Annotated in this window: 18 protein-coding genes; 15 read left to right on the top strand and 3 right to left on the bottom strand. The window is 64.5% G+C overall.

The window, feature by feature from the left end; translation table 11 throughout:
* Nucleotides 1–21 precede the first annotated feature (21 nt).
* Nucleotides 22–1,293 carry an SDR family oxidoreductase gene (locus tag EHH60_RS29625; RefSeq protein ID WP_124162906.1) on the top strand — a complete coding sequence of 424 codons (1,272 nt, stop codon included), beginning with the start codon at nucleotides 22–24 and terminating at the stop codon, nucleotides 1,291–1,293.
* Nucleotides 1,293–1,772, top strand: a complete 480-nt coding sequence (locus EHH60_RS29620) for a DUF2269 family protein (RefSeq protein WP_124162905.1) — start codon at nucleotides 1,293–1,295, stop codon at nucleotides 1,770–1,772. The genes EHH60_RS29625 and EHH60_RS29620 overlap by 1 nt, the downstream gene beginning before the upstream one ends.
* 10 nt (nucleotides 1,773–1,782) lie before the next feature.
* Here EHH60_RS29620 and EHH60_RS29615 read toward each other — a convergent pair whose 3' ends face one another.
* A complete protein-coding gene (locus EHH60_RS29615; RefSeq protein WP_199752166.1) occupies nucleotides 1,783–2,985 on the bottom strand; it encodes an LLM class flavin-dependent oxidoreductase in 1,203 nt (400 codons plus the stop codon).
* A 266-nt stretch (nucleotides 2,986–3,251) separates the two neighbouring features.
* On the opposite strand from EHH60_RS29615, the gene napE reads away from it, so the two are divergent.
* The 12 genes from napE to EHH60_RS29560 all read left to right on the top strand — a co-directional run bounded on the left by napE (nucleotide 3,252) and on the right by EHH60_RS29560 (nucleotide 12,328).
* Nucleotides 3,252–3,437, top strand: coding sequence for a periplasmic nitrate reductase, NapE protein (gene napE / locus EHH60_RS29610; RefSeq protein ID WP_124162903.1), 186 nt, complete (start codon nucleotides 3,252–3,254; stop codon nucleotides 3,435–3,437).
* A 26-nt stretch (nucleotides 3,438–3,463) separates the two neighbouring features.
* The gene (locus tag EHH60_RS29605) at nucleotides 3,464–3,778 is read left to right on the top strand and encodes a chaperone NapD (RefSeq protein WP_124162902.1); all 315 of its coding nucleotides are present in this window, start codon (nucleotides 3,464–3,466) and stop codon (nucleotides 3,776–3,778) included.
* 16 nt (nucleotides 3,779–3,794) lie between these two features.
* Nucleotides 3,795–6,308 carry a nitrate reductase catalytic subunit NapA gene (gene napA / locus EHH60_RS29600; protein WP_124162901.1) on the top strand — a complete coding sequence of 838 codons (2,514 nt, stop codon included), beginning with the start codon at nucleotides 3,795–3,797 and terminating at the stop codon, nucleotides 6,306–6,308.
* Nucleotides 6,305–6,775: a nitrate reductase cytochrome c-type subunit gene (locus tag EHH60_RS29595; protein ID WP_199752164.1), complete on the top strand. Its 471-nt coding sequence runs from the start codon at nucleotides 6,305–6,307 to the stop codon at nucleotides 6,773–6,775. The genes napA and EHH60_RS29595 overlap by 4 nt, the downstream gene beginning before the upstream one ends.
* The gene (locus tag EHH60_RS29590) at nucleotides 6,772–7,425 is read left to right on the top strand and encodes a NapC/NirT family cytochrome c (RefSeq protein ID WP_124162899.1); all 654 of its coding nucleotides are present in this window, start codon (nucleotides 6,772–6,774) and stop codon (nucleotides 7,423–7,425) included. Before EHH60_RS29595 ends, EHH60_RS29590 begins: the two co-directional genes overlap by 4 nt.
* A gap of 245 nt (nucleotides 7,426–7,670) precedes the next feature.
* Nucleotides 7,671–8,786, top strand: coding sequence for an ATP-dependent DNA helicase (locus EHH60_RS29585; protein WP_124162898.1), 1,116 nt, complete (start codon nucleotides 7,671–7,673; stop codon nucleotides 8,784–8,786).
* Between the two features lie 100 nt (nucleotides 8,787–8,886).
* Nucleotides 8,887–9,483, top strand: coding sequence for a twin-arginine translocation signal domain-containing protein (locus EHH60_RS37730; protein WP_199752162.1), 597 nt, complete (start codon nucleotides 8,887–8,889; stop codon nucleotides 9,481–9,483).
* Nucleotides 9,480–10,244 (top strand): hypothetical protein, encoded by a 765-nt coding sequence (locus EHH60_RS37725; RefSeq protein WP_199752160.1) that lies wholly within the window; start codon nucleotides 9,480–9,482, stop codon nucleotides 10,242–10,244. The genes EHH60_RS37730 and EHH60_RS37725 overlap by 4 nt, the downstream gene beginning before the upstream one ends.
* A gap of 160 nt (nucleotides 10,245–10,404) precedes the next feature.
* Entirely contained in the window at nucleotides 10,405–11,109 is a 705-nt protein-coding gene (msrA, locus tag EHH60_RS29575; protein ID WP_124162897.1) for a peptide-methionine (S)-S-oxide reductase MsrA, read from the top strand.
* Nucleotides 11,110–11,137: 28 nt separating this feature from the next.
* Nucleotides 11,138–11,557, top strand: coding sequence for a peptide-methionine (R)-S-oxide reductase MsrB (gene msrB / locus EHH60_RS29570; RefSeq protein ID WP_124162896.1), 420 nt, complete (start codon nucleotides 11,138–11,140; stop codon nucleotides 11,555–11,557).
* Nucleotides 11,558–11,660: 103 nt separating this feature from the next.
* Nucleotides 11,661–11,825: a DUF3309 family protein gene (locus tag EHH60_RS29565; RefSeq protein WP_035677634.1), complete on the top strand. Its 165-nt coding sequence runs from the start codon at nucleotides 11,661–11,663 to the stop codon at nucleotides 11,823–11,825.
* 209 nt (nucleotides 11,826–12,034) lie between these two features.
* Complete coding sequence (locus EHH60_RS29560; RefSeq protein ID WP_027560969.1) at nucleotides 12,035–12,328, top strand: hypothetical protein; 294 nt, start codon at nucleotides 12,035–12,037, stop codon at nucleotides 12,326–12,328.
* 167 nt (nucleotides 12,329–12,495) lie between these two features.
* Here EHH60_RS29560 and EHH60_RS29555 read toward each other — a convergent pair whose 3' ends face one another.
* Both EHH60_RS29555 and EHH60_RS29550 read right to left on the bottom strand, forming a co-directional pair.
* Complete coding sequence (locus EHH60_RS29555; RefSeq protein WP_124162895.1) at nucleotides 12,496–13,041, bottom strand: DUF4112 domain-containing protein; 546 nt, start codon at nucleotides 13,039–13,041, stop codon at nucleotides 12,496–12,498.
* 58 nt (nucleotides 13,042–13,099) lie between these two features.
* Nucleotides 13,100–13,525 (bottom strand): DUF5413 family protein, encoded by a 426-nt coding sequence (locus EHH60_RS29550; protein WP_124162894.1) that lies wholly within the window; start codon nucleotides 13,523–13,525, stop codon nucleotides 13,100–13,102.
* Between the two features lie 145 nt (nucleotides 13,526–13,670).
* On the opposite strand from EHH60_RS29550, the gene EHH60_RS29545 reads away from it, so the two are divergent.
* Nucleotides 13,671–13,913: a hypothetical protein gene (locus tag EHH60_RS29545; RefSeq protein WP_124162893.1), complete on the top strand. Its 243-nt coding sequence runs from the start codon at nucleotides 13,671–13,673 to the stop codon at nucleotides 13,911–13,913.
* Nucleotides 13,914–13,949: the final 36 nt, after the last annotated feature.

Below are 13,949 nucleotides of genomic sequence, written 5' to 3'. Positions count from 1 at the left end.
CGCCGATCGAAGAAGCAGTCTATGCGCATTCTTCTCGTCGGGGGCACAGGGCTTATCGGATCGGCCATCTACGCCAGACTGTCCGCCGAAGGACATGAATGCGTATTGGTGTCGCGACATCCACCGACGGCGTTCGACCGGCACCACATCACCCTCGATCTCGCTCGCACCGACATTTCAGAATGGAAGGGCGTTCTTGCGGGCGTCGATGCCGTCATCAATGCGGCGGGCGCGCTGCAGGGACAGGATATGCAAGGCGTCCATGTCGCCGGCAGCGCGGCGCTTTATGCTGCCTGCGAAAGCGCGGGCGTCCGCCGCGTCATCCTGTTCTCGGCGATCGGCAGCAATGTCGATGCGCTCAGCGATTTTTCCCGCACCAAGCGGGAGGGCGAAGCCGCCTTGACGGCACGGGAGCTCGATTGGGTCGTGCTGCGTCCTTCGGTCGTGGTGGGCCGGCCGGCCTACGGCGGCAGTGCGCTGTTGCGGGGGCTGGCCGCGCTGCCGGTCCTGCCGGTGATGCCCGGCACCGCCGCCATTCAACCGGTGCATCTCGACGACGTCGTCGAAACCGTGCTGTTCTTCCTGCAACCCGGCGCTCCCTCCCGGGTCGCACTTGATCTCGCCGGCCCGAGGCGGATCGCCTTCAGCGACGCGGTCGCGCTGTTTCGCGCCTGGCTGCGCTGGCGGCCAGCCTACCGCCTGCACCTACCCTCCTGGCTGGCTTCGGCCGCGTACCGCGCGGGTGACGTTGCACAGCTGCTGGGGTGGCGAACGCCCATCAATGCGACCGCACAGGCGGAAATGCGCCGCGGCGCGACCGGCGACCCCGGGCTCTGGCGTCAAGTGACAGGCGTTGCGCCACGCGATCTCGAGGCCGCGCTCGCACGTGAGCCTGCCTCGGTGCAGGAGCGCTGGTTCGCGCGGCTCTATGCGCTCAAGCCGCTGATCTTCGTCGTCCTCGGCGCGTTCTGGATCGCCACGGGCATCATCTCGCTGAGCGCGGGCTGGGATATCGGCATGTCGTTGCTGCGGGAAGGCGGGCTGCAAGAAAACGTCGCGGCGCTCACCGTCACCGCAGGCGCGCTCGCCGACCTCGCCATCGGCTGCGCCATCCTTTACCGTCCTCTGAGCCGCTACGGGCTGTGGGCCGCATTGATCATCTCACTGACCTATGCCGTGATCGGCACGGCGCTGGTGCCGCGGCTGTGGACCGATCCGCTGGGGCCGATGCTGAAGATCTGGCCGGTGATCATGCTCAACCTGGTCGCGATGGCGATCCGGGAGGATCGCTGATGCTCTACTTCCTCGTGAAGATGGCGCACATCATCGGCGCTGCGGTCCTGCTCGGCACCGGTGCGGGCATCGCCTTCTTCATGCTCGTTGCGCATCTGCGCGGCGACCCGCGCGAGATCGCGGGGGTCGCGCGGACGGTGGTGCTGGCCGACTTCCTGTTCACGGCGAGTGCCGTGATCCTGCAGCCGATCACCGGCACATGGCTCGCCTGGTCGAGCGGGTACTCCCTCGGCGACGGGTGGGTTGCGGCGTCGATCGCACTTTATCTGGTGACCGGCGCCTTCTGGCTGCCGGTGGTGTGGATGCAGATGCAGATGCGCGATCTTGCCGTCCTAGCGGTCGCGACCAACACCAAGCTGCCTGGCAGGTATTACCGTCTCTTCCGCTGGTGGTTTGCCTTCGGATTTCCGGCGTTCGCAGCCGTGCTGGTCATCTTCTGGCTGATGATCGCCCGCCCAGCCATTCCATATTGGGACTAGGTTCGCGCGTCTATCCCACCGCCTTCACCGGCGCCACATTGATCGCGACCTTGCCGTAGCGGTCGGTGAAGGCCTCGGTGTCGATCTCCTCCAGCTTGATCTCGCCGCTCATCACGCCTTGCTTCCAGGCTGCCTGCGCCGGATCGTTCTGAAACTCCGGCATCACCTCGCGGCCGAACAGTTCCAGCGATTCGCAGATGTGCTCGTGGCTGTTCTTGCCGGCCTGATTGAGCAGGATGACCTGGTCGATGTGCGAGGACTGGAAGCGCTTCAGCTTCCTCCGGATCGTTTCGGGCGAGCCGATCAGGCCGCCGCGCAAGCTTGCCTCCTGGGCTTCCGGATTGTCGCGCTTCCACTTGTTGTATTCGTCCCACATGTTGACGGTGTAGGGCGCGGGCCGCTGGCGGTTCTGCGCGGCGCCGTAGAAGCGCAGCGCGAACTGGAAGAAGGTAGCGCCATCGGCGCGCGCACGCGCCTCCTCGTCCGTCTTCGCGCACATGAAGAACGAGACCAGCGCCATGTTCGGGTTGATCTCGTAGTCGGCCAGCTTGTGCAGACGCTTGGTCATTGCGTTGTAATAGGCGTGCACCCAGGCATGCGCGGCATCGGCGCTGACGAACTGGAAGCCGAGCGCGCCGAAGCCGTGACGGCCGGCGCGCTCGATTGTCGGCAGCTGCGAGCAGGCCATCCACAGTGGCGGATGCGGCTTCTGCACCGGCTTCGGCACGACGTTGCGCAAGGCGATGTCGAAATATTTGCCGTGATGCTCGCTGCCGGCGTCCTTGAACATCGGAAAGATCGCAGCGACGGCCTCCTCGAACACCTCCTTCTTGGTCTCCATGTCGCGGCCGAACGGCTCCAGCTCGGTGATCGATGCGCTCTCGCCCATGCCGAATTCGCAGCGGCCGTTGCTGAGCAGATCGAGCACCGCAACACGCTCGGCGACGCGCGCCGGATGGTTGGTGGTGAGCTGGAGGATGCCGTGGCCGAGCCTGATCTTCTGCGTGCGCTGGCTGGCCGCGGCGAGGAAGGATTCCGGCGAAGGCGAATGCGAATACTCTTCGAGGAAGTGATGCTCGACCACCCAGGCATGGTCGTAGCCGAGCTCGTCGGCGAGCTCCATCTGCGAGAGCGCGTTCTGATAGAGCCTGAGCTCGTCACCCGCTCCCCAGGGCCGCGGCAGTTGCAGCTCGTAGAAGATGCCGAACTTCATGGCGTCGCTCTCCCGCATTCTTTTTGTTAATCGCATCTTAATGCGTGAGACGGCGCTGTCTACGGAGCGCTCATTCCGCCGCGCGGGAGGATTTATCCGGGCAGCCGGCCCTCATACCTCGGGCACGGACAGAGCGTGCTGCGACATCCGGTTGGGCGGCCGATTGATCCAAATCAACGCCTTGTTGGCTCGCTGGTATCTAAGGTTGGCCAAGGCGACGGCCCGGATGCCGTCTCGATTCCCCACAGCATTTCAAGAGACCGAATATGTCGGCCACTGACGACGCGACGACGCGCGTGCGCCGTAAGCGCATGGAGATTTTCGCCTTCCTGTTCCTGACCGCGGTCGTGATGCCCGTGCTCGCGGTCGGAACGGTCGGTACTTACGGCCTTGGCGTCTGGATCTACCAGATGTTTGCCGGCCCTCCCGGCCCGCCGCCCTCCCCGCATTGATCCGCAACCAGCGAAAGACAGGCATCATGGCTCACGCCACACTGAACCGCCGCGCCTTGATCACCGGCCGGGTGCTCGGCGCCGATCGCGTCATCGCGCCACCGGGCGCGGAGATCGCCAGCATCCTGGTGCAGGCGCGTCCCGAACGCCTCGCCGAGGTCGAAGCCAAGATCACCGCGCTGCCGGGCTGTGAGATCCACGGCCGCGATCCGCGCGGCAAGCTCGTCGTCGTGACCGAAGCGCCCGATGCCGGCAGCCTCGGCACGCTGCTCAACACCATCCAGTCGCTGCCGAACGTCTATTCCGCAGCGCTCGTCTTCCACGCCATCGAAACCGCCTGAGTCAGGAAGAGCCATCATGACATCGCCCAAGCTCGACCGCCGCCAGATGCTCAAGCTCGAGGCGGCCGCCATTGCCGCCGCTGCCGCCGGCATGCCCGTCCCGGCGCTGGCCGCCAATCTGGTCAGCGAGCGCACCAACAGCGAAATGAAATGGGACAAGGCCGCTTGCCGCTTCTGCGGCACCGGCTGCTCGGTGATGGTCGCGACCAAGGACAACCGGGTGGTCGCCACCCATGGCGACATCAAGGCCGAAGTCAATCGCGGCCTCAACTGCGTCAAGGGCTACTTCCTCTCCAAGATCATGTACGGCCACGATCGCCTGACGCAGCCGCTGCTGCGCAAGACGAACGGCAAGTACGACAAGAACGGCGAGTTCACGCCTGTGTCCTGGACCGAAGCCTTCGACATCATGGAGCTGAAGTGGAAGGAGGCGATCAGGAAGCGCGGACCGAACGGCGTCGCCATGTTCGGCTCCGGCCAGTGGACGATCTGGGAAGGCTATGCCGCCTCGAAGCTGTTCAAGGCCGGCTTCCGCACCAACAACATCGACCCCAATGCCCGGCACTGCATGGCCTCGGCCGTCGCCGGCATGATGCGCACCTTCGGCATCGACGAGCCCCCGGGCTGCTACGATGACATCGAGGCCACCGACGCCTTCGTGCTGTGGGGCTCCAACATGGCGGAGATGCACCCGATCCTGTGGACGCGCCTGGCCGACCGCCGGCTGTCCGCGCCGCACGTTCGCGTCGCCGTGCTCTCGACCTTCGAGCACCGCTCGTTCGACCTCGCCGACATCGGCATGGTGTTCAAGCCGCAGACCGATCTCTACATCCTCAACGCCATCGCCAACCACATCATCAAGACCGGCCGCGTCAACAAGGATTTCGTCGCCGCGCATACCGTGTTCAAGCGCGGCCAGACCGACATCGGCTATGGTCTGCGGCCCGAGCATCCGCTGCAGAAGAAGGCGACCGGCGCAGCGAAACCCAACGACGCCACCGACATGAGCTATGACGAATTCGCCAAGTTCGTGTCCGAGTACACGCTGGAGAAAGCCGCCCAGATGTCGGGCGTGCCGCTCAACCGTCTCGAGGCGCTCGCCGAGCTCTATGCCGATCCAAAAACGAAAGTGGTCTCGTTCTGGACCATGGGCTTCAACCAGCACACCCGCGGCGTCTGGTGCAACAACCTCGTCTACAACATCCATCTTCTGACCGGGAAGATCTCCTCGCCCGGCAACAGTCCCTTCTCGCTGACCGGCCAGCCTTCGGCCTGCGGCACCGCGCGCGAGGTCGGCACCTTCTCGCACCGCCTGCCGGCCGACATGGTCGTCACCAACAAGGCGCACCGCGATCACGCCGAGCACATCTGGCGGCTGCCCGAAGGCACTATTCCCGACAAACCGGGCGCACATGCCGTGCTGCAAAGCCGGATGCTGAAGGACGGGCTGATCAACGCCTATTGGGTGCAGGTCAACAACAATCTCCAGGCCGGCCCCAACATCAACGAAGAAACCTATCCGGGCTTCCGCAACCCCGAGAACTTCATCGTGGTCTCGGACGCCTACCCCTCGGTGACCGCGCTCGCGGCCGATCTGATCCTGCCCACCGCGATGTGGGTGGAGAAAGAAGGCGCCTATGGCAACGCCGAGCGGCGCACCCAGTTCTGGCATCAGCTCGTCTCGGCGCCGGGCGAGTCGAAATCCGACCTCTGGCAGCTCATGGAGTTTTCGAAGCGCTTCAAGATCGAGGAGGTCTGGCCCGAGGAGCTGATCGCCAAGAAGCCCGACGTTCGCGGCAAGACGCTGTTCGACGTGCTCTACAGGAACGGCCAGGTCGACAAATTCCCTGTCACCGACATCGAGCCGGGCTATGCCAACGACGAATCCAAGGCGTTCGGCTTCTACGTGCACAAGGGCCTGTTCGAGGAATATGCCCAGTTCGGCCGCGGCCATGGCCACGACCTCGCGCCGTTCGACACCTATCACCGAGAGCGCGGCCTGCGATGGCCGGTGGTCAACGGCCAGGAGACGAAGTGGCGCTTCCGCGAGGGCAGCGACCCCTACGTCAAGCAGGGCACCGACGTGCAGTTCTACGGCCATCCCGACGGCAAGGCACGCATCTTCGCGCTGCCTTACGAACCGCCGGCAGAGTCGCCCGACAACGAATATCCCTACTGGCTCTCGACCGGCCGCGTGCTGGAGCACTGGCATTCCGGCACCATGACGCGCCGCGTGCCCGAGCTCTACAAGGCGTTCCCCGAGACGGTCTGCTTCATGCATCCGGACGATGCGCAGGACATGAAGCTGCGCCGTGGCGACGAAGTGAAGGTGGTCTCGCGCCGCGGCTTCATCCGTGCCCGCGTCGAGACCCGCGGCCGCGACCGGCCGCCGCGCGGCCTTGTCTTCGTGCCGTGGTTCGACGAATCCAAGCTGATCAACAAGGTGACGCTGGACGCCACCGATCCGATCTCGCTGCAAACCGATTTCAAGAAATGCGCCGTGCGCATCGAGCGGGTGAACATGTCATGATGAAACGATCCGCAATGATCCTGCTCGCCTTCGCAATCGCTGCGGGCACGAGCTCACTGACGGCGCAGACGGTGACGTCAGGCCTTCGCGGCCCGACCCCGCTCAATGACGAGGGCCCGGCGCCGCCGATGCTGCCGAACCGCAACACCTCCGAGAAGGAGGTGCGCAACTATCCGGAGCAGCCGCCTGTCATCCCGCACACGATCGACGGCTACCAGATCGACCTCAACGGCAACAAATGCCTGTCCTGCCATGCACGGGCGCGCACCGCCGAGTCGCAGGCGCCGATGGTGTCGATCACGCATTTCATGGACCGCGACGGCCAGTTCCTGGGCTCGGTCTCGCCGCGACGCTTCTTCTGCACCGAGTGCCACGTGCCGCAGAACACCGCCAATCCGCCGGTCAGCAACGATTTCATCGACATCGACACGCTGCTCTCGCGCGCAAGCCCCGGTGGCCGCCGATGACGACGACCGCTGACGAGCCCAACGCAGAGCTGAAGGCCAAGCGCGGCTTCATCGCGCGGAGCTGGGCTTTCGTGCTCGAGCTGTGGCAGGTGCTGACCCGGCCGAGCTCGGTGTTCGCGCTCGGCACCCTGGTGCTCGCCGGCTTCGTTGCCGGCGTGATCTTCTGGGGCGGCTTCAACACCGCGCTGGAGATAACCAACACCGAGAAGTTCTGCACCGGCTGTCATGAGATGAAGGACAATGTCTACGCCGAGCTGAAGTCGACCGTCCACTTCACCAACCGCTCCGGCGTGCGCGCGACCTGCCCGGATTGCCACGTGCCTCACAACTGGACCGACAAGATCGCGCGCAAGATGCAGGCCTCCAAGGAGGTCTGGGGCAAGATCTTCGGTACGATCGACACGAGAGAGAAATTCCAGGATCACCGGCTCGAATTGGCGGCGCACGAATGGGCACGCTTCAAGGCGAACGATTCGCTGGAATGCCGCAACTGCCACAGCGCCGATTCCATGGACATCACCAAGCAGTCGCCGCGGGCCTCGGTCGCGCACCAGCGCTTCCTGTTCACCAAGGAAAAGACCTGCATCGACTGCCACAAGGGCATCGCCCACCAATTGCCGGACATGCGCGGCGTTCCCGGCTGGCAGTAGGGATACTTGGCAGGCGCCTCGTCCTTCGAGACGGCTGCTTCGCAGCCTCCTCAGGATGAGGCTAGGCGACACCTTTGCTTGCCGGAACTGCTGCCACACACTCCGTCCTCATCCTGAAGGCCCGCCGAAGGCGGGCGTCTCGAAGGATGGCCGCAGAGAGCGAGCTCCCTGCGCTTGAACGGGCGGAGCGAATGGTTAGTTTTGGCGGGTAGCGAATCGCCTCGTTTCGCACCCTCAAGACAGATATGGCCACTTTCACCCCGCATCAGGATGCCGCTCTGAAGGCCGTCGGCGACTGGCTCAAGGCCAAGCCGGGCCGTAACGGCACGCCGCCGGTGTTCCGCCTGTTCGGCTTTGCCGGCACCGGCAAGACCACGCTGGCGCGGCACATCGCCGAGGGCGTCGATGGCGAAGTGAAATTCGCCGCCTTCACCGGCAAGGCGGCCCTCGTCATGCGCAACAAGGGCTGCGACGACGCCTCGACCATCCACTCCCTGATCTACCGCGCCCGCGAATCCGGCGAGGAGCAGCCGAGCTTCGAATTATGGGACGATGCGCCGGCCTCGAAGGCGAAGCTGATCGTGATCGACGAATGCTCGATGGTCGATGCCGAATTGGGGCGCGACCTGATGTCGTTCGACTGCCCTCTCCTGGTGCTGGGCGATCCCGCGCAGCTGCCGCCGATCCAGGGCGGCGGCTTCTTCACCAACACCACACCGGATGCGATGCTGACCGAGGTGCACCGCCAGGCCCAGGACGATCCCATCGTGCGGATGTCGATGGACGTCCGCGAGGGCCGCGAGCTCGACATCGGCCGCTACGGCGAGAGCGAGGTGGTGTCGCGGAAAGAGCTCGATCCCGATCGCGTCATGGGCGCCGACCAGGTGCTGGTCGGGCGCAACAACACCCGCCGCGCCTACAATATGCGGGTGCGCCAGCGCCAGAACATCGAGGATCAGTTTCCGGTCGCCGGCGACAAGCTGGTGTGCCTGCGCAACAACCGCAAGAAGGGCCTGTTCAACGGCGGCCTGTGGCGCGTGAAGTCGCGCAACACCTCGCGCTCGAAATCACGCATTCTCAGCATGCGGCTGTCGCCGGACGAGGATTTCGGCCACAAGGTGACGAAGGTCTCGGTGCGCGCCGACTGCTTCGAGGGCGGCATCGAGCAGATCGCCTGGGAGCAGCGCAAGCCCTATGACGAGTTCGACTACGGCTACGTGCTGACCGTGCACAAGTCGCAGGGCTCGCAATGGGACGATGTCGTGCTGTTCGACGAGAGCTTTGCGTTCCAGGAGTCCCGGGCGCGGTGGCTCTATACCGGCATCACGCGGGCGGCGAAGCGGCTGAGCGTGGTGGTGTAGAACTCGCCAATCTCCGGGTGAGCGGCTTCACCGAGATGCATTCACTGCCCGCTAGGCTTTGCAATGTATCCCGTACGAAAACCGCAATGGAGTGGAGCGAATGACGGCGCGCGCAACAAAGCAGCATCCCGAAACCGATCTCGATAATCTCGCTGCGAGCCGCCGGGACTTCCTGAAATCGGCGAGCGCGGCAGCCGGTTCGCTCGCGCTGTCGATCACGGCTCCAGGGATTGCCCTTGCGGCGCCGGGCGCGTCGGTGCGAATCTCGAAGGAACGGCTCAATACGCTGGCGGCAAAATTCTATGCCGTCTTCAACGAAGGCAGTATTCTGCCGACGAGCTTTGCCGACAAGCATGCGGCGCGCCACAACGTCGAGCTGAGGCGGATCGTCACCTCCACCCGGATTCCGGAGACGGGCGAACGCGTCAAGGTCAGCGGCCTGCTTGCCGTCCCGGCGGGCGCGCGCGGCGCTCTTCCGGTCCTGTCATGGCAGCACGGCACGATCCTGTCGTTCGACCAGGTCCCCTCGAACCTGCTGCGGCTGGCCGATCAGACATATGAGCTGCGCGACAATGTCGATTCGATCGAGACCCTGTTCAACATCCAGCGCTTCGCCGGCAACGGCTATGCCGTCGTAGCGGCCGACTATGTCGGCAAGGGCCCTATCGCAATGGTCGGAGCGAAGCCTATGCTGTGAAGGGCGCGACCGTGCAATGCTGCCTCGACATCCTGAAGGCGGGGCTGCTCGAACTGCGCAAGCTCGGTCTGCGCCAATCATCCCTGTTCCTGAACGGTTGGTCGCAAGGCGCCCTGAACACGCAATGGCTGAAACAGGAGTTGCAGCGCCGCGGCATCAAGGTGCGGGCGGCTGCGACAGAAAGTCCGTTCAACAATCTCGCCGAGAGCTTCCACTACTGGGCGAACCCGCGAGCCTATCTTCCAGCCTCGGAAAGCTCGTATCCGATGCCGCCGGCCTGGATCACGCCTTGCATGATCGTCCTGCTCGGCAGCTATCGCCGCTATTACGGGCTCAATGATCTGTTCAAGACCGCGATTAAGCCGCAATATCAGGCCTTTGCGGAAAAGTACTGGTCCGACTACAACCTCGAGGGCGAGATCGCGAAGAGCATTCCTCCCGCCGGCGATTTCCTCGTCGATGGCTTCTTCGAGCGCTTCACCAACGACACGAACAGCAAGCTCATGCGCCAGCTGGGCGACAATGGCACGACGTTCTGGGACTACGATTCCCCGATCAAGTTCTACTACGGACTGGCCGACGAGGCCTTGCCGCCGCGCCTGGTGCAGCCGGCCGTCGTCGCCGGCGGGCACTTCGCCGGCGGCGTTCCGGTCACCGGCGCGAGCCACCGCGGAACCTTCCTGGCGAGCCTCTATGGTGGCGAAAGCACCGTTCTGAACGGATCTCCGACGACGTTCGACTGGTTCAATATGCTGGTGTGAGCGGGACGGTGCGCCGGCTGCCGGCGCCCTCACGGACTCGTGTCCGGCCGCCTGTAACAGCGGGGCGGGTCAGTCGTATCTTCGGCAGCGACAATGCCGGCGAGGCTATTCGCCCGGGCCGGCCCGCCTTAGACTGCCCACCCTTGCCAGAGGATCCGCCATGCGCCGACCTGCCCTCGCCTTCCTGCTCGCCGCAACCACCGCCCTGACGCTGGCCCTTGCCGTACCGTCACGCGCCGCGGAGGAGGCGGTCGTGATCCCCGCTCCCGCGCTGGACGTGGCGCCCGCGAGGGGCATCCAGACCGCCGTGGTCGCCGGCGGCTGCTTCTGGGGCGTGCAGGGCGTCTTCCAGCACACCGCAGGTGTCGTCAACGCGGTCTCCGGCTATGCCGGCGGCACCAAGGCGACCGCCGACTACCAGACCGTCTCGAGCGGGCGCACCGGCCACGCGGAGTCGGTCGAGATCAAATACGACCCGAAGAAGATTTCCTACGGCAAGATCCTCCAGATCTACTTCTCGGTGGTGCACGACCCGACCCAGCTCAACCGCCAGGGGCCCGACGTCGGCCCGCAATATCGCTCGGCCATCTTCACCGCCTCGGACGAGCAGAAGAAGGTGGCGGAGGCCTATATCGCCCAGCTCAACGCCGCCCGCGTCTTCAACAAGCCGATCGTGACCAAGGTCGGCGCGCTGGAGGCATTCTACCCGGCGGAAGCCTATCACCAGGATTATCTGACGCTGCACCCGAACCAGCCTTACATCGCCTACAACGACATCCCGAAGGTCGAGAACCTGAAAAAGCTGTTCGCGGATAACTACATTGAGAAGCCGACGCTGGTGAACGCCAGCAAGGCCACCAACTGATCGAGATCACGAAAGAAACGGGAGACCCATGCCCGACACCAAAACGAAGATCACGGACGACAAGGTCATCAAGAGCGAAGAGCAGTGGCGGCGCGAACTGACGCCGATGCAGTACGCCGTGCTGCGCGAGAAGGCGACCGAGCGTCCCTTCTCGGGCGAGTATGAGCACGACGAGCGCGCCGGCACCTATGTCTGCGCCGGCTGCGGCAATGTGCTGTTCTCTTCCGACGCCAAGTTCGATTCCGGCTGTGGCTGGCCGAGCTTCACCCAGCCCGCGGCGGAGAGCCATATCGACGAGGAGCGGGATACGAGTCACGGCATGATCCGCACCGAGGTGCTCTGCGCCAAGTGCAGCGGTCATCTCGGCCACGTCTTCCCCGACGGTCCCGGGCCGACCGGCCTGCGCTACTGCATCAACTCGGCGGCGCTGAAGCTCGAGCCCAAATAAGCTTGCCTGCTGCCGGGTTCCCCCGTGGAACCCGGCAGCGCGATGTGCTTTTCTCCTCTGGCGGTGCGGCCGATCAACGCATTCGGCCGCCAGGGAGGCTGCCATGACGCTTGGGACCATCCTGATCATCCTGGTGATCATCTATCTGCTCGGCGGCCTGTCCGGCCGGTTCGGCGGCTACGGCTATGGTCTGGGCCATTCCGGCATGGGCATCGGCGGGGTCGTGCTGGTGGTGCTGATCGTGCTGCTGCTTCTTGGCAAGATGTAAATCATTTAAGCCATTGAAATAATTCGCGTTATTTCGGTTGCGGAGCTGCCATGCGCGGATTCATCATCTCGCGTCGCAGGGGTCGCATTTCTGTCAAATCGGCCTATATTAGAGGGCGAGAATGACATGTGGCGGGCCCGCCTGGCGGCTCCTGCCCTCCCCAACCCCACGCGCTTAAAGCCCCAGAGAAGATCACGAGGTCTTTGACCATGCGTCCACTGCGTCCGTTCAACTTCAACACCTCCGCCGAACTCTTTCCCGCCGCGATCCGCAAGAAGAAGCGCGCAGGCTTCACCTATCGCCGGTTCGGCACCGCGGCCGAGGCCGTGCAGTTCGCGATGGAGCAGTTGCCAACGGATTCGCTGAATGGCGCCTACCTCCAGGTCGAGGAAGCCCGCTTCGACCAGAACGGCATCCGCTCACTCTATGAAAGCGAAGCCTTCCCGCTGCCCCGTCGGCCCAAGCCCGCGCCGGCCGCTGAAACCGACGCCGACGCGGCGTAAGCCTTTCGCAAGCCTCCGATGTGCGCAGAAGGCGCGATGGCCGAAAGGTCGTCGTGCCTTTTGTGTTTTGGGGACTTTCTCGCCCGCTTCCTCTCACCCGTCATTGCGCAATGACGGCTTTGATAAATCCGGAGCACCGTCGATCAGATGGATTTGCCGCGAGCGCGCTACATCCGCGGCTGCTTTTCCAGCCAGCGGCGCAGGAGCCGCACGTTGCGCATGTTGGCGCGGAACATCACGTCGAAGGCGTCGCCCGCGAACGGGACCAGGCCGACCACGCCGTCGAGCGCGACATTGCCGAGCATCCGCGCGGTGATGTACCAGGGCGCCCCCAGCGCGCGGGCCTCGCGCACAAGCCACAGCGAGATGGCCGTGGTGATGATGTCGCCGACGACGGGGATCAGGCCGATCAGCCCGTCGATGCCGTAGCGGATGTTGGTGCCGGGCAGGATGAAGGCGACGTCGAGCAGCCTTGCGATCGCATCGAGACGTGCGATCCGCTGCTCGCGCGTCAGATTGCCGAACGGGCCCGCCTGCCCGAACTCGAAGCGAAACTCGCGAAATCCCTGCTCCAGGCTTTCGGGCCTGATCTCGTGGCCTTCCTGGTCGATGATCGGCCCGCGAGCTTCAGGAGTCGCCGAGGAACTCGCGCGAGAGCCGCCCCCGGAACGGGATTTGCGCGGAGCAAGGATATCGTCCTCGGACATCATCATGGCCTTCAGTGAACGCGCCAGCGCGGCGGAGGTTGCCGCCGCGATCGAACGCCGCGCGTCAGGTCGGCGCCGCCGCTGCTTGCGGCTCCTCGACGTAGCGATGCACGAGCCAGGACGAAATCACCGCCGGCACGAACCCGACGAGGCCATACAGGATGAACTGCACCGCGCCCGAATCCGGCCCGCGCGAGCTGTAGGTGAGCGACGCCAGGACGAAGGCGAACAGGCCGACCAGTAGCATCCGCAAGCCCGGACCGATCCGGCGGATGTGGATCAGGATGTCGTCGAGTGCGCCGATCATCAGGGAGGGCAGGAAGCCGAACAGATAGCTGTATTGCAGGGTCTTGAAGAACACCGCGAACAGCTTGCCGACCTCGCCGATATTGGTCTGGGCCCAATAGCCGGACTGGTAGGTCGTCGTCAGCAGCAGCAGGAACCCGCCGACGAATGGGCCGACCAGCGCAAATACCAGATAGCGTTTCATCAAATGCCCTCACACTTCGCCGGTGTTATAGCAGCGCAACGGGAACCTTGAACAGCGGGCGCCGGACTCCGCCCGAGGGGAACAAGTGGCAAGGCGACGAGTTCATGCTGGACCTGAATTTAGCCCTGGCAGATTGGAGCCGCCGATGGCCCGTCAATTCGTTCTGGCGACAATCACGCTGGCAGCCTTGAGCAGTCTCTCGAGCGCCCCCGCTTTCGCCCAAGGCCATATGGGCACGCCCAAGGAGCAGAAGGCCTGCTCGCGGGATGCCTCGCGCTTCTGCCGCAAGGAGCTCGGCAACGACATGGCCGTGCAAGGTTGTCTCCAGGCCAACCGCGCCAAGCTGTCGCGCGCTTGCAGCAAGGTCTTTGAGAGCCACGGCATGTGAGGATCGGAACCCATCCCCCGCGAACGGAGAGTGATG

The organism is Bradyrhizobium sp. RP6 (assembly GCF_003837805.1).
Classification (GTDB): Bacteria; Pseudomonadota; Alphaproteobacteria; order Rhizobiales; family Xanthobacteraceae; genus Bradyrhizobium.
Note: the sequence above shows the minus strand (reverse complement) of the source record. Positions and strands in the feature narration are given on the sequence as shown.

Coding starts and splice junctions, on each gene's coding strand:
- EHH60_RS29625 (WP_124162906.1), top strand. CDS start 22: ATGCGCATTCTTCTCGTCGGGGGCACAGGGCTTATCGGATCGGCCATC.
- EHH60_RS29620 (WP_124162905.1), top strand. CDS start 1,293: ATGCTCTACTTCCTCGTGAAGATGGCGCACATCATCGGCGCTGCGGTC.
- EHH60_RS29615 (WP_199752166.1), bottom strand. CDS start 2,985: ATGAAGTTCGGCATCTTCTACGAGCTGCAACTGCCGCGGCCCTGGGGA.
- napE (WP_124162903.1), top strand. CDS start 3,252: ATGTCGGCCACTGACGACGCGACGACGCGCGTGCGCCGTAAGCGCATG.
- EHH60_RS29605 (WP_124162902.1), top strand. CDS start 3,464: ATGGCTCACGCCACACTGAACCGCCGCGCCTTGATCACCGGCCGGGTG.
- napA (WP_124162901.1), top strand. CDS start 3,795: ATGACATCGCCCAAGCTCGACCGCCGCCAGATGCTCAAGCTCGAGGCG.
- EHH60_RS29595 (WP_199752164.1), top strand. CDS start 6,305: ATGATGAAACGATCCGCAATGATCCTGCTCGCCTTCGCAATCGCTGCG.
- EHH60_RS29590 (WP_124162899.1), top strand. CDS start 6,772: ATGACGACGACCGCTGACGAGCCCAACGCAGAGCTGAAGGCCAAGCGC.
- EHH60_RS29585 (WP_124162898.1), top strand. CDS start 7,671: ATGGCCACTTTCACCCCGCATCAGGATGCCGCTCTGAAGGCCGTCGGC.
- EHH60_RS37730 (WP_199752162.1), top strand. CDS start 8,887: ATGACGGCGCGCGCAACAAAGCAGCATCCCGAAACCGATCTCGATAAT.
- msrA (WP_124162897.1), top strand. CDS start 10,405: ATGCGCCGACCTGCCCTCGCCTTCCTGCTCGCCGCAACCACCGCCCTG.
- msrB (WP_124162896.1), top strand. CDS start 11,138: ATGCCCGACACCAAAACGAAGATCACGGACGACAAGGTCATCAAGAGC.
- EHH60_RS29565 (WP_035677634.1), top strand. CDS start 11,661: ATGACGCTTGGGACCATCCTGATCATCCTGGTGATCATCTATCTGCTC.
- EHH60_RS29560 (WP_027560969.1), top strand. CDS start 12,035: ATGCGTCCACTGCGTCCGTTCAACTTCAACACCTCCGCCGAACTCTTT.
- EHH60_RS29555 (WP_124162895.1), bottom strand. CDS start 13,041: ATGATGATGTCCGAGGACGATATCCTTGCTCCGCGCAAATCCCGTTCC.
- EHH60_RS29550 (WP_124162894.1), bottom strand. CDS start 13,525: ATGAAACGCTATCTGGTATTTGCGCTGGTCGGCCCATTCGTCGGCGGG.
- EHH60_RS29545 (WP_124162893.1), top strand. CDS start 13,671: ATGGCCCGTCAATTCGTTCTGGCGACAATCACGCTGGCAGCCTTGAGC.